Consider the following 14006-nt stretch of genomic DNA (forward strand, 5'->3'; position numbering starts at 1 on the left):
TGTCAGATTGAGTAGTCATTGCTTATTCTCCTGTTAGTGGATTATAAGCAGTTACACAGTTTTTAGGAAAGGCTCGAGAGTAGAGCAATTTATTAATTTCTTATACTGATATATGGCTCTATTAAAGCTTTACCTACAGTTCACTCCTTCTAAGCAATCCATATTAAAGCTCACCTTTATAGTGAGCTTTTTCGACTTTTCAGTCACCTCTCTTATATATGAACTTTGCCTCTTAAAATAGTTTTATTATCCATAGAGTCTTGATTTTTATAATAAATAACCCTATCTATTAAAATAGCCTGTTCAATAGTTTTAGACTAAGTATCTCAGTTAAACCTGCTAAAACCACGTCATTACTAGCTTCTCAACTATCAATCTCTCTTTTTATCTAATCAGTTTTTCAACATTTAATATTCGTTATTAGAGTTGTCGCTACTAGCTTGTAGCACGCTTTGATACATTTTAGTCTGTGTTAATAGATTGACTCCGTTGAAGTATCGTGTTGATATAAAGAAAAGCGGCCATTGATAGTTATGATTACTGTTGGCTGATAGCGAGATTATAGTATTTAATCAATAGTCTACCGCTCACCTCATTTATTCATGACTTCTAATAATACGAATATAGCCCTTGAACAATTCATCTACCGCCCTGATTTACTTACTAACTCATTCATAAAACTATCAATTATAAAGATAGATATAACCGTAGGAAGTTGTTATGTTAAGTCGTCATCTTGAAGTTTCTCTACGTTTAGCAATGACGCTTGCGCGCCAAAAATCGCATGAGTATCTCACTGTTGAACACTTGCTTTTGGCCTTATTAGAAAACACTCATGCTGCCAATACGTTGACTGCTTGTAATGCTAATGTCTCGGCGTTGCGTACTGAGCTTGAGGTTTATATTAATAAACACACGCCAACCATCGATGCTGATACAGAACAGTCACCGCAGCCGACTCAAAGCTTTGATCGTATCTTGCAGCGTGCTATTTTTCACGTGCAATCGATCGGTGGTGGTCGTTTGGTGGAAGGGTCTGATATTTTGGTCTCTATGTTTTCAGAACATGATACCTATGCTGTCTACTTGCTTAAAAAACAAGGCATCAGTCGCCTTGAGCTAACCCAGTATTTATCACATGGTCAAGATAAAGAAGAGCCATCTGAATCACGTGGTTCTGCAGGCACTGAGCGTCGTAGTGCTTCTGAAAAGACCAGTAAAGATCCCTTAGTTGAATTTGCGACCAATCTAAACCAGCGAGCTGCTGAAGGTAAAACCGATCCTTTGATTGGACGTGCTTCTGAAATTGAACGTGCTGCCCAAGTACTGTGCCGTCGTCGTAAAAATAACCCATTGCTAGTAGGTGAGCCTGGTGTAGGTAAAACTTCTATCGCTGAAGGTTTAGCATGGTTAATTATTAACGACAAAGCACCAAAGCCCCTTAACGGTTGCGTGATTTATAGCCTAGATATTGGTTCACTGATTGCGGGAACTAAGTATCGCGGTGACTTTGAAAAACGCATGAAGTCATTGCTTGATGCGCTAAAGAAAAAACCAAATGCTATTCTTTTTATCGATGAAATTCATATGATTATTGGTGCTGGTTCATCTATGAGCAGCAATATGGATGTATCGAACCTTATCAAGCCAGCACTTGCTAACGGTGAGCTACGTTGTATCGGTTCAACAACCTTTACTGAATATCGCCAAGTATTCGAAAAAGACCATGCATTGTCACGTCGTTTCCAAAAAATCGATGTTAAAGAACCAAGTGTGGATGATACCATCGATATCCTGCGTGGTCTAAAACCTCGTTATGAAGAATTTCACAATGTTGAGTATACGGATGAAGCGTTGGTCACAGCGGTACAGTTATCAGCCAAACATATTCATGAGCGTTTTTTACCTGACAAAGCCATTGACGTAATTGATGAAGCAGGTGCGTACAAGCGCTTAGGCGTGGTTCCTGATGTCGATGATATCGAAGCGGAAGAAAGTTTCATTGCTGATTTAGAGCAAGATTTCGATGCGCAGATTGATGCTGATATCGAAGGTATCGATAATGATACAGATAATGAAATGCAGGATGAAGCAGCGACTGCGAAAGCAAGCGATAGTGCTAAGTCAGCAGATGGTGTGAAATTATCAAAGGGTCAAAAGCCACCGATGAAAATTGATGTTGCTGATATCGAAGCTATTATTGCTAAATTGGCACGTATTCCACCCAAATCTGTATCAAGTGATGATAAGAGTATCCTTGAGCACCTAGATCGAGATCTTAAGCACTTGGTATTTGGTCAAGATGAGGCGATTGCCACGTTGGCTGATGCTATCAAGCTATCACGTGCAGGATTAAAAGCACCTGATAAGCCAATCGGTTCGTTTATGTTTGCAGGTCCAACTGGTGTGGGTAAAACAGAAGTGTCGCGTCAGCTAGCCAATTTGCTAGGTGTAGAGTTAGTACGCTTTGATATGTCAGAGTATATGGAAGCGCACACGGCATCACGCTTGATCGGTGCGCCTCCAGGTTATGTTGGCTATGATCAAGGTGGTTTGCTCACCGAAAAAATCAATCAGCATCCACATTGTGTGTTGTTGCTTGATGAGATTGAAAAGGCGCATCCAGATGTCTTTAACTTGTTACTACAAGTCATGGATCATGGTACGTTGACCGATAACAATGGTCGTGTGGCAATCTTTAAACAGGTCATCGTTATTATGACAACGAACGTTGGTGCTGATAGTATCAGTCGCTCGTCAATGGGCTTCACTCAACAAGACCATAGCCGTGATAATACAGAATCACTGAAACGTGTCTTCACGCCAGAGTTCCGTAATCGTTTAGACGCCATTATTCAGTTCAACCCTCTAGATACGTCAGTTGTTGTATCAGTTGTCGATAAGTTCTTGGTTGAATTGCAAGTGCAGCTTGATGATAAGCAAGTGACATTAGAGATTGATGATGATGTACGTGACTACTTGGCGGATAAAGGCTATGACCGTCTAATGGGTGCACGTCCGATGCAGCGTTTGATTCAGGATGAAATCAAAAAACCATTGGCAAGTATGATTTTGTTTGGTGATTTGGTCAATGGCGGTGTCGTACATCTGACTTTAGAGCCTAAAGTCGATGATTCTCAAGAGAATGATACGATGAAGCCTGATAAGGTGTCAGACAAAGGCTCAGCTGATAGTCGTATTATTCTGACAGTCGTTGAAACTCATGAACCACAACCCGATTCTGAATCTCTTGCTAGCTAAGTTGTTTAATATTGATGTCACAAAAACGGCTACCGTATTACTGCGGTAGCCGTTTTTTTATTGCTATAATTCATCAACAAAGTGCACACTATTTTTTGTTAGTATGATTATTTATAGTAAGCTGGCTTTAACAAATCTATTGAACTTATAACAAGATAACAAGTATAAAAAGGACACACTATGGAACTGTTCGATGAACCGACAACCAAGACTCCAGAACAAAAACAAGCGATTTTAGATAATGTCCGTTTACCAGAAGATTGGAAAACGGCATTAGCAGATGAATTAACGTCTGAGAATATGGACAATCTACGTGCGTTCTTAAAAGAGGCGTATCAGTCGGATGATAGTATCTATCCGCCTGCACCATTAATGTTCAATGCGCTGAACCTCACGCCTTTATCGCAAGTCAAAGTGGTAATCTTGGGCCAAGATCCTTACCATCGTCCAGGTCAGGCTATGGGGTTATCATTTTCTGTTCCTAAAGCCATTCCTAAGCCACCATCACTAAATAACTTGCTCAAAGAAATGGCAGATGACATTGGTATTCGCCCTTCAGCGCATGGCGATTTGACATACTGGGCGCAGCAAGGCGTTCTACTGCTTAATAGCTCACTAACTGTGCGAGAAGGCGAGCCAAACAGTCATCAAAATAAAGGTTGGGAACAGTTTACTGATGCCGTCATCGACGCAGTCAATGAACAGACCAAGCATACCGTGTTTATTTTGTGGGGTAGTAAAGCCCAGAAGAAAGGCAAGTATATCGATACAGATAAGCATTTGATTCTGACAGCGGTACATCCATCACCACTTGCGGCAAACCGTGGCAGCTTCTTTGGCACTAAACCTTTTTCTAAAACAAATGATTATTTGGTGCAGTATGGCCAAACTCCAATTGACTGGCAATTACCACAATAAATGCAAAATATACAGAATGTAAGCTTAATGCCGTACCAATCTTTAAATATTCAGGTCAGCACCTTTTGGTTAGCTGAAGATGTTATATGGATGCAACAAGCAATCCAACTTGCTAAGCAAGGTGCTGAGCGTGGAGAGGTGCCGGTAGGTGCGGTATTGGTACATGATCAGCAGATTATCGGCCGAGGTTTTAATCAACCCATCAGTAGCCATGATGCTACTGCTCATGCAGAGATAGTTGCATTAAGAGATGCTTGTACGCGTTTAGAAAATTATCGACTGCCGCTACAGACTACTTTATATGTCACTCTGGAGCCGTGTACAATGTGTATTGGTGCATTAATTCATGCGCGTGTAAACAAGCTGGTGTACGCAGCGAGTGAACCGCGTGCTGGGATGGTTGGTAGTCAAATGGACTTATCATTACAACCTTTCTATAATCACAGTATTCAAGCCTATGGTGGATTATGCAGCGAGCATAGTAGTCAAATACTCAAGACGTTTTTTCGTGAGCGTAGGCAAGTGGCAAAAAAGAATAAGGTCACTATGTAAATTCAAAATACTAATAAACAAGATATCAGTCTTGGTGCTAGTGGTCACGATGATTTTTTGCTATAATATTGCCCTATTTGATAGTACCTATTTTAATGGGCTATTAAAGATCTAACATACGAATAAATATTGTTTTATTAATGACATACGATAAGCGATATAAGTAACGCATATTATTGAGTAAGTATTATGACTAGTTCTACACCTGATAATGTTTTACTCAATACAGAGGATAGCCATACCTCATCAGTGCGCTACCCTGTTATTTGTATCGATGGTCCTAGTGGCGCTGGTAAAGGCACTGTCACATGGCGTCTAGCACAAGTGTTAGGCTATCAGTTGTTAGATTCTGGTGCGCTTTATAGGATTGTTGGGCTAAAAGCCTTTGAAGCGGGTTTGATTAGCGCAGATGCTAGCCAACCAATTGATGAAAATACTGTATTAGCATTGACTGAAAGCTTAGAGATAGCGTTTGTGCCGAACAATGACTCAGGGCGTGTAGACATCATTGTTAATGGACAAGCAGTAGGTGAGCAAGTACGCAATGAAACGGTTGGAGGCTATGCATCACAGATAGCTGTCTTTCCACAGGTTCGCCAAGCATTGCTTAAGCTACAACAAGATATGGCTACCCGTTCAGGTTTGGTTGCTGATGGTCGCGATATGGGTACAGTTGTTTTTCCAGATGCTGATGTTAAGGTGTTTTTGACAGCCAGTGCTGAGGCACGTGCTGAGCGCCGTGTGACTCAGTTATTGAACGCTGGTCAAACAGCAGATTTTGAGGCAATTTTAGCGACGATAAAAGAGCGTGATGACCGTGATGAAAATCGTAGTACAGCGCCATCGAAGCCTGCGGCAGATGCTTTATTGCTTGATAGTTCAGCGCTTAATGCTGATGCAGTATATGAGCAAGTCAAAAAGCATTGCCAAGATAAAGGTGTGTTTTTCACTAGTTAGTTATTTAATAGCTAGTAAAAACAACATATTAAGTACTAAAAAGTTTCCTATTAATCATTATTTTAGTATAAAATAATACGGCTAAGTTAAATTTTATTAAAGCGGTAAGAAAAACTTAGTTTATTCAAGATATTGCATTCGATATAAGACAGTTGTTGTTAGTCAGTTTTAATTACGATGAGCTCGCTATCAACAAACGTTTTTTTATATGATTGCATGGGATATAAAACCAGTATTTCGTTCTATACAATCATAAATTTGATCCGTACTGTGCTGGACAGGATACGGCTATACAAAGGTAGACATAATGGAATCATTTGCTGAACTATTTGAAGCGAGCATTGAAGAGCAGGGCCTAGATATCGAGCGTGGCTCGGTTATTACAGGTGCTGTTGTGGCCATCGATAGCGATTGGATCACAGTAGATACTGGTCTTAAATCTGAAGGTATCGTCGCTCGTGAAGAGTTTTTAAGCGAAGAAGGCGAACTTGAAGTTGAAGTTGGCGATAGCGTTGATGTCGTAGTTGAAGCGGTTGATAACGGCATGGGTCAAACCTTGCTGTCACGTGAGAAAGCTAAACGTGTTGAAACTTGGAACTTCCTTGAAAAAATCGCTGATAACGATGAAATCGTTAAAGGTATTATCTCAAGCAAAGTTAAAGGCGGTTTCACTGTAGATATCGGTTCAGTACGCGCGTTCTTACCAGGTTCATTGGTAGATGTACGTCCTATCCGTGATACAACGCATCTTGAAGGCAAAGAGCTAGAATTCAAAGTCATCAAACTTGACCAGAAACGCAACAACGTTGTTGTTAGCCGTCGTGCAGTTATGGAAGCTGAAAACTCAGCTGAGCGCGAAGAGCTATTGAACAAGCTTGAAGAAGGCATCGAGATCGAAGGTATCGTTAAGAACCTTACTGATTACGGCGCGTTCGTTGATCTAGGTGGTATCGATGGTCTATTGCACATCACTGACATGGCATGGCGCCGTATCAAGCACCCATCTGAAGTTGTTGAAGTTGGCCAAGACCTAAAAGTTAAAGTACTGAAGTTTGACCGTGAACGCAACCGCGTTAGCCTAGGTCTAAAACAACTTGGTACTGATCCTTGGGATAACGTTGGCGGCACTTACCCAGTAGGTAGTGTTGTAAAAGCTCGCGTAACTAACTTGACTGACTATGGTTGTTTCGCTGAGATTTCTGAAGGTATTGAAGGTCTAGTACACGTATCAGAAATGGATCATACCAACAAAAACATCCACCCATCTAAAGTTGTTCAAGTGGGCGATGAAGTTGAAGTAATGATTCTTGATATCGATGAAGAACGTCGTCGTATCAGCCTAGGTATCAAACAAACTCTAGCTAACCCATGGGATGAGTTTGATAAGAAACATGAGCGCGGTGATAAAATCACTGGTACTATCAAATCAATCACTGACTTCGGTATCTTTATCGGTCTAGACGGTGGTATTGATGGTCTTGTTCATCTATCTGATATCTCTTGGAACGAAACTGGCGAAGATGCTATTCGTAACTACAACAAAGGCGACACCGTTGAAGCAATGGTATTGTCTGTAGATGCAGAAGCTAACCGTATCAGCCTAGGCGTGAAGCAGTTAAGCTCTGATCCATTCAACGAATACCTAGTCAACAATGACCGTGGTGCTATCGTTAATGGTAAAGTAAAAGAAGTAGACGCTAAAGGCGCTACTATCGAACTTGCTGACGAAGTTGAAGCTTATCTACGTGCTTCTGAAATCCAACGTGACCGCGTTGAAGATGCAACTAAGCATCTGACTGTTGGTGATGACGTTGAAGCGAAAATCATCAGTGTTGATCGTAAAACACGCAATATCAACTTGTCTATCAAAGCGAAAGACGAAGCTGAAGAGCGTCAAGCGATTAAAGATCTTGGTAGCACGAATACTACTGCTGCTCCAGGTTCTGATGCACAGCCAAAAACGATTGGTGATTTGATCAAAGAGCAAATGCAGTAAGCTGCAAACTATTGATATAAAAGTAATATAAAAAAAGCGACTTCGGTCGCTTTTTTTATGATTAGATTTTATTAACACAGTTAGTAATAGAGGTTTTTAGCCAAATGGGCAAACTCTTATTCCCATTTACGCTAATATCCGCTATCATTTGCACCATTGAGTAACGAGATGATAGTTATAAGCTTTTTATAGTCATAATATGATTCTGAATGTTAGTTTTCAAAGATTCAGTATATATAGTTTAATTATCCAAACGCATTTACGTACTATAGAGCGTTGACTTATCATCAGCTTATCCATCAATCAACAAGGCAAGCGTAATAATGCAGCAAGCGATTAACAAATCCGAATTTATTAGTAATTTGAGTGCAAACTGTGACAACATGGCAGACACCGTGGTTGATGACGCAGTGCGTGAAATCTTAAACTTGATGACCCATACTTTAGCCAATGATGGCCGAGTCGAAGTTCGCGGATTCGGTAGTTTTTGTCTACATCACCGCCGTGCCCGTATGGGACGCAATCCTAAGACAGGTGAAAGCGTACCTGTGCCGGCTAAAGCGATCCCACATTTTAAGCCAGGCAAGGCCTTACGCGAAGCAGTAAACGATACGGTAGCAAACGGTTAATTAAACCAGCACTGGCTATCTAACCGTCAAAATTTATCATTCCAAACTGAGGTAACTGTCTCATGCGCTTTCTACTATTTGTATTGCTATTCTTGAGCTTTGCCTATTCACTTGGTTTGGTATTAGCAAATAATACTGAGGTCGGAGTCAACCTACTGTTTTCACAAGCACCTACGATGAATCTAGGGTTGCTACTTATTTTGTGCTTGATGCTAGGTATTGTTATTGGTATTTTACTGGCATTGCTTATCTTTCGTGTGCTGCAAAATAAGTGGGAAATCTCACGTCTGCAAAAAGCAAATGTAAATCTACAAGAGCAATTGACTCAGGCCAATACAGTTATCGATCGTCAAGCAAGCGCGCCAACAGTAGATGAAGCTGTTTATGGTGCTTCTGCTACCAATGTACAGAATACTGACGCAACTAGCCTTACTGAAGGCTCTACTCTGTCCAAGCGTAGACGAGATTAAGTCGTTAAGTGATTTTTTATGTGATCTGCTAAGTGATAGCTTAACGAACGCAGTACTGACCTCAAATACAATACTTTGATAATTCAAAATATATGGTAAAACCATGAATAATGTAATTAACTCTCCAGTTGTCGTCGCTCTAGACAATATGACGATAGAGGCGTCTCTAGCGCTAGCTGACCAGTTAGATCCATCCCAATGTCGATTGAAAGTCGGTAAAGAGCTATTTACCCGTTGTGGTCCTGATATCATCAAGGCATTACATCAACGTGATTTTGAAGTGTTCTTAGACTTAAAATTCCATGACATTCCGAATACCACTGCTCAAGCAGTATTGGCTGCCGCTGAGCTTGGTGTCTGGATGGTGAATGTCCATGCTAGCGCAGGTCTAGAGGCCATGTCGTTGGCAAAACAGCGCTTGCTAGATAGAGATCTTGATACCTTGCTCATCGCAGTTACCGTATTGACCTCCATGGATAGTGAAGCGTTGATGCAAACAGGCATCACTGATAGCTTAGATACCCAAGTAAGCCGATTAGCACAATTGACCAAGCAAGCTGGTCTTGATGGGGTAGTTTGCTCGGCTCAAGAAGCAAAGGCACTCAAAGCATTATGTGGTCAAGACTTCAAACTGGTAACGCCTGGTATTCGCTTAGCTGAAGACAATGCAGATGATCAAAAACGTATCTGTACACCAAGTCAGGCGCTAATAGACGGTTCTGATTATTTAGTCATTGGCCGTTCGATCACTCAAGCCTCAGACCCTGCTGCTAAACTACAGACAATACTTCAAAGTATTTAAGTTTGAATAAATGTTAAGAAAAAGAGACAGCCTAAATGGCTGTCTTTTTACTTTTTGATGGTCGAGGAAAAGCTGCTACACTACTTAAATTTATTGTTACAACCTGTCTAAAATATAATAACTATATTAAAAACGCTCATTTAGCTAAATATCAGTAGTACTGCTATGAGCGTCTATCGCTAATTAGATTTTTAATAATAACGCCACTAAGTGATGTTGGATAATATGAAATTACAGATATTGAGTGACTTACATATTGATAGTTATGCACGTCAATCGCACCCCGTTGGACATATTCCCAAAACCGATGCAGATTTAGTATTAGTAGCAGGAGATACTGCTAACAGCGACAAAGGTATGCCGTGGTTGCAAGAACAAGCGGCGCGCTTAGAAGTTCCCCTGATTACTATCGCTGGTAATCATGAATACTTTGATGAAGACGTATTGAGCTTTGACTATAAATTGGCAACTTGGGATAACTATGATACTGCGTCTAAAAAAGGGGTTCGCGTCTTACAATGTCAGCATATCGATATCGGTGATATACGCCTTTTAGGTTGTACCCTTTGGACAGACTATCAGTATCATGCTAACGAAGACACCATGGCCGCTGCTAGGCATTTTATGCGTGACTATAAGCAAATCTATGCAGGCAATGAACTGTTTTCACCTGAAGTATCTATGCAGATTCATGCTGAGCATCGTCAGTGGCTACAGCAAGCTTTGATTGAGTCTCATAAACTTGGTAAAAAAACAGTGGTCATGAGTCATCACAGCGTCAGTGCGTTATCGGTATCTGAAAAATATGCCAACCTACCGAGTAATGCGGCTTTCGTCAGTGACTTGTCAGGATGGATGCATGAAGATTGGGCACCGATGCTTTGGGTACATGGACATACTCATGAAGCATTTGATTATAAAATTGGTAATACGCGAGTGATCGTCAATCCGCGAGCTTATCCAAATGAGGTTAGTAGTACCGCATTAGAGTTCGCGTGGGACAAAGTCATTGATGTTGGCTAGGACCGTGTATAAATATCTGGCAAACCTCCATTTATTTTAGGTATAGACTCTTTTGAATAAAGTGTCTTTTCGAAAGAGTGCAGAGTATTTGTAAGATATATTGCAACTAGATTTGTCTGTGGTTCATTCCTAATAAGAAATCTGCTAGGCTTGCTGTCATGAGTAAATATTTGAATAACACCCTGTCAAAAATATCTGCTGACAAGCTTGCGAGTCACACCCCAAGCGCGCCTGCACCTTCGCACCTACCAGATAGCATGATCTCCTCCGTCAGCTTATTGCCTGAAAATAAGCGACTGATTCTATTTACTAGGCACTCTTTACGAGAGCGCTCTGATGGTAATGGTTTTGCCAGCTATCAGTTACCGTTGACTCCTAAAGGCCGTATACTGGCAAAGTCTTGGGGTCGTTGGTTATCAGGTCATCTACCATATTCGCTCGACGTCGATAGTATTTCTAGCCCCATTGGACGTTGTATCGATACCGCGCAGCTGATGCAAGAGGGGGCAGGACTACGGCGTGACATTACGCATCAATCATTGTTAGTTGAGCCTGGTAGCCTTGTCACTGAACCTGAAATAGCCAATCCAGTATTTAAAGAAATTGGCGTCCTGAACTTTATTAATCGCTTTTTGCAAGGAAATCTGGAAGGGACTAAAAACACCTATCAAGGCGGTTTAGATATTCTGTCGCTTTTTTACCAGAATCAGCCGAAGCATGGCCATCTGATGCTAGCTGTGAGTCATGACACGTTGCTATCTGCGTTCTTAGCAGTCATGTTCGATGTGGTAGAGATTGATTGGAATGATTGGCCGAAGATGATGGAGGGCGTATTTTTATGGTTTGATGATAAGCCATTTGATCAAGCGAGCGCGCATTTTATTTGGCGGGGTCAAGTATATACTCGGCCGATTAGTTCATTATTAGACGGTTATCGTGCAGCTGGTTACCATCCTAGCAAATTGCTATTGCCGCCAGAAGTGCAGTGGAATTAATGTTTTGTTTAAACATTGAATGAGTTGATAGAGCAGCTATTCGTTAAATACGTTTTGAATAGGCATAAAAAAACCTTGCCACGGTATTAGAACCAGTGACAAGGTTTTAGTCATTACGCTATAAAAGCGAAATGCGGTCTAACCAATACAAATCTTAAGCTTGTAGGCCTTTGATTGTTTTGTTTAGGCGGCTCTTACGACGAGCAGCTTTATTCTTATGAATAATACCTTTGTCAGCCATACGATCAAGAACTGGTACCGCTTTTTTGTAAGCTTCGGTAGCCGCGTCATAATCTTTAGCTGCGATAGCCGCATCAACACGTTTTAAGTAAGTACGAACCATAGAGCGTTGTGACGCAGAGTTCTGACGACGTTTGGTGTTTTGACGGGCGCGTTTACGAGCTTGTGCAGTATTAGCCACGCGTATCTCCTTGATAAAGATAGATAAAAATATGAATGTTGATTGCAATAATGGGTTTAACAATCATCGGTGACGAGCAGCCGTCTCGTCAAATATGATGTCGATGTCTGATATTAAAGTATCTAATATGAATAGATCATCGTAAGCGCCAGAGCTGTTTGGAATAATTAAACAGCGTTGACGTGTAAAGCCGATTATCTTAGCAAATTATTGAACTAAGGACAATATATTTGATGATTAATGCTCAAAGAAGTTACGTAATATCATCGAATTTGGGTCATTCTAGTAACTAAATCAATAGTAAGCGTTGATAGACGTAGAGGGTTGATAAAATCTCTTACAATATATCCTATATAATAGCGTCAGTTATTGAGGAATTTAGGTATGATATTCTAACGATAGACCTTGATATAGGTATTTTCTCATCAATATAGTTCATCTAATGTTATATAAGTGGATAGGATATGCAGCGAAAAGCAATTGTGATTGGCGCAACGGGGTTAGTAGGGCAGCATTTGGTAAAGCAACTGAGTGAGCTTTATGACACATTGATTGTGATTGCTCGTCGCCCGCCACGCTACATTAATGCCAGCATGCGTTTTTATCAAATCAATGATTTTGATAATCTCTCTGAAGTGTTTGCAAGTGTCGGTGCCGATCGAACCACGGATGCTTTTAGTTGTTTGGGTACGACAAAAAAGCAGGCTGGTAGTGATGAGGCGTTTCGCAAAGTAGATCGAGACTATAATGTAAACTTTGCCAAGTTATGTCGTGACAAAGGGGTAGAGAATTTCTTTTTACTCTCCTCAATGAATGCGGATATTGATAGTCGTTTTTTGTACAATCGAGTCAAGGCTGAGACAGAGCAGGCTGTTATGGCATTAGATTTTGGCCAATTGGTCGTCTTTCGTCCGTCATTATTGCTTGGTAAGCATAAAGGTCGTCCGCTTGAGAGCATTGGTCAAAAAGCCTTTAAACTTATCTCGCCGCTCGTGTCAGAGTCACTATCGTTACATCCTATTTCTGCTAAACGCGTTGCCAGTGCCATGGCGATGAGTGCTCATGATATCTACCATCGTAGTAAATATCGTACTGAACCTCAAATTAAGCATATCGACATTATCGAAAATAAGCAGATGCTAGCGATGACCCGTGTCAAAAAATAAAAGGACAGTTTTTCTAGTGACAGATTCAGTCTCAAAACTGGAAAGCTACAGATACCGATTGTTAATTATGTCAGGACAAGTTTGCATTAGAACAAGAATACAAGAGTAAAAAATACAATAACTATTATCAAAGCATCAATAAGTATTTCAATAACAGTCAGTTGAATCACTAAAACAAGGAGCAGAAGCAATGTCAGAATCGATACAAATGGATAGAGGGACTTTTGTCACTTGTGATCTATTGGATGCCAATCCTGAGTCGCAAGTATGCTTACCAAATATCGAAGGTAAGTCATTCCGTCAGTTTGGTGCAAAAGACAAATTCTGCGGTGAAATCGTGACGGTCAAGTGCTTTGAAGACAATAGCCGTGTTAAGTCACTGTTGAATAGCGATGGCAAAGATAAAGAAGGCAATGGCAAAGTGTTGGTCGTTGATGGTGGCGGCTCTATGCGATGTGCATTGCTAGGCGATATGATTGCACAATCAGCTATCAACAACGGCTGGGCTGGGGTTATTGTATATGGCTGTGTTCGCGATGTTGATGACATGGCAGAGATGGATCTTGGCGTGATGGCGCTTGGTTGTATCCCGCGCAAATCAACTCGCCGTGATGAAGGTCAAACGGATATCGAAATCAGCTTCGGTGATTTAACGTTGAACTCGGGTATGTTTGTTTATGCGGATAATAATGGCATCATCGCTAGCGATAAACCACTTATCAGCTGAAGTTTTAGGCTTGGCTTGATTATCAAAAATGAAAACCTCAGCTGATAAGTTGGGGTTTTTTGTTATGTAACGACAGTTAAAGCGCAATA

13 protein-coding genes are annotated in these 14006 nt (G+C 40.9%); 12 read left to right on the forward strand and 1 reads right to left on the reverse strand.

Going from position 1 to position 14006, the window contains the following annotated elements; genetic code table 11:
- The first annotated feature begins 720 nt into the window (after positions 1–720).
- The 10 genes from HCZ91_RS06460 (at position 721) to HCZ91_RS06505 (ending at position 11603) form a co-directional block, all read left to right on the forward strand.
- Entirely contained in the window at positions 721–3261 is a 2541-nt protein-coding gene (locus HCZ91_RS06460) for an AAA family ATPase (RefSeq protein ID WP_179798741.1), read from the forward strand.
- Between the two features lie 180 nt (positions 3262–3441).
- Positions 3442–4179, forward strand: coding sequence for a uracil-DNA glycosylase (locus tag HCZ91_RS06465; RefSeq protein WP_179798742.1), 738 nt, complete (start codon positions 3442–3444; stop codon positions 4177–4179).
- A gap of 27 nt (positions 4180–4206) precedes the next feature.
- Complete coding sequence (gene tadA / locus HCZ91_RS06470; RefSeq protein WP_257019992.1) at positions 4207–4731, forward strand: tRNA adenosine(34) deaminase TadA; 525 nt, start codon at positions 4207–4209, stop codon at positions 4729–4731.
- Positions 4732–4920: 189 nt separating this feature from the next.
- On the forward strand, positions 4921–5688 hold the full coding sequence (gene cmk / locus HCZ91_RS06475; protein WP_179798744.1) for a (d)CMP kinase: 768 nt from the start codon (positions 4921–4923) through the stop codon (positions 5686–5688).
- Positions 5689–5995: 307 nt separating this feature from the next.
- The gene (gene rpsA / locus HCZ91_RS06480; protein WP_057759193.1) at positions 5996–7684 is read left to right on the forward strand and encodes a 30S ribosomal protein S1; all 1689 of its coding nucleotides are present in this window, start codon (positions 5996–5998) and stop codon (positions 7682–7684) included.
- 323 nt (positions 7685–8007) lie between these two features.
- Complete coding sequence (locus tag HCZ91_RS06485; RefSeq protein ID WP_057759195.1) at positions 8008–8313, forward strand: integration host factor subunit beta; 306 nt, start codon at positions 8008–8010, stop codon at positions 8311–8313.
- Between the two features lie 62 nt (positions 8314–8375).
- Positions 8376–8783, forward strand: a complete 408-nt coding sequence (locus tag HCZ91_RS06490) for a lipopolysaccharide assembly protein LapA domain-containing protein (protein ID WP_179798745.1) — start codon at positions 8376–8378, stop codon at positions 8781–8783.
- A gap of 103 nt (positions 8784–8886) precedes the next feature.
- Positions 8887–9585, forward strand: a complete 699-nt coding sequence (gene pyrF / locus HCZ91_RS06495) for an orotidine-5'-phosphate decarboxylase (protein ID WP_179798746.1) — start codon at positions 8887–8889, stop codon at positions 9583–9585.
- A 225-nt stretch (positions 9586–9810) separates the two neighbouring features.
- Complete coding sequence (locus HCZ91_RS06500; RefSeq protein ID WP_257019993.1) at positions 9811–10608, forward strand: metallophosphoesterase; 798 nt, start codon at positions 9811–9813, stop codon at positions 10606–10608.
- 158 nt (positions 10609–10766) lie between these two features.
- Positions 10767–11603, forward strand: a complete 837-nt coding sequence (locus HCZ91_RS06505; RefSeq protein WP_179798748.1) for a histidine phosphatase family protein — start codon at positions 10767–10769, stop codon at positions 11601–11603.
- 154 nt (positions 11604–11757) lie between these two features.
- Here the strand turns inward: HCZ91_RS06505 and rpsT are convergent, their stop codons facing one another.
- Entirely contained in the window at positions 11758–12024 is a 267-nt protein-coding gene (rpsT, locus tag HCZ91_RS06510) for a 30S ribosomal protein S20 (protein WP_010200097.1), read from the reverse strand.
- 464 nt (positions 12025–12488) lie between these two features.
- Here rpsT and HCZ91_RS06515 point away from each other — a divergent pair, with 464 nt between their 5' ends.
- Together HCZ91_RS06515 and rraA are read left to right on the forward strand one after the other, a co-directional pair.
- On the forward strand, positions 12489–13190 hold the full coding sequence (locus HCZ91_RS06515; RefSeq protein ID WP_057759204.1) for an NAD-dependent epimerase/dehydratase family protein: 702 nt from the start codon (positions 12489–12491) through the stop codon (positions 13188–13190).
- A gap of 190 nt (positions 13191–13380) precedes the next feature.
- Positions 13381–13917 (forward strand): ribonuclease E activity regulator RraA, encoded by a 537-nt coding sequence (rraA, locus tag HCZ91_RS06520; RefSeq protein WP_257019994.1) that lies wholly within the window; start codon positions 13381–13383, stop codon positions 13915–13917.
- The last annotated feature ends 89 nt before the right edge of the window (positions 13918–14006 follow it).

This window comes from Psychrobacter sp. BI730 (assembly GCF_013414195.1).
Classification (GTDB): domain Bacteria; phylum Pseudomonadota; class Gammaproteobacteria; order Pseudomonadales; family Moraxellaceae; genus Psychrobacter.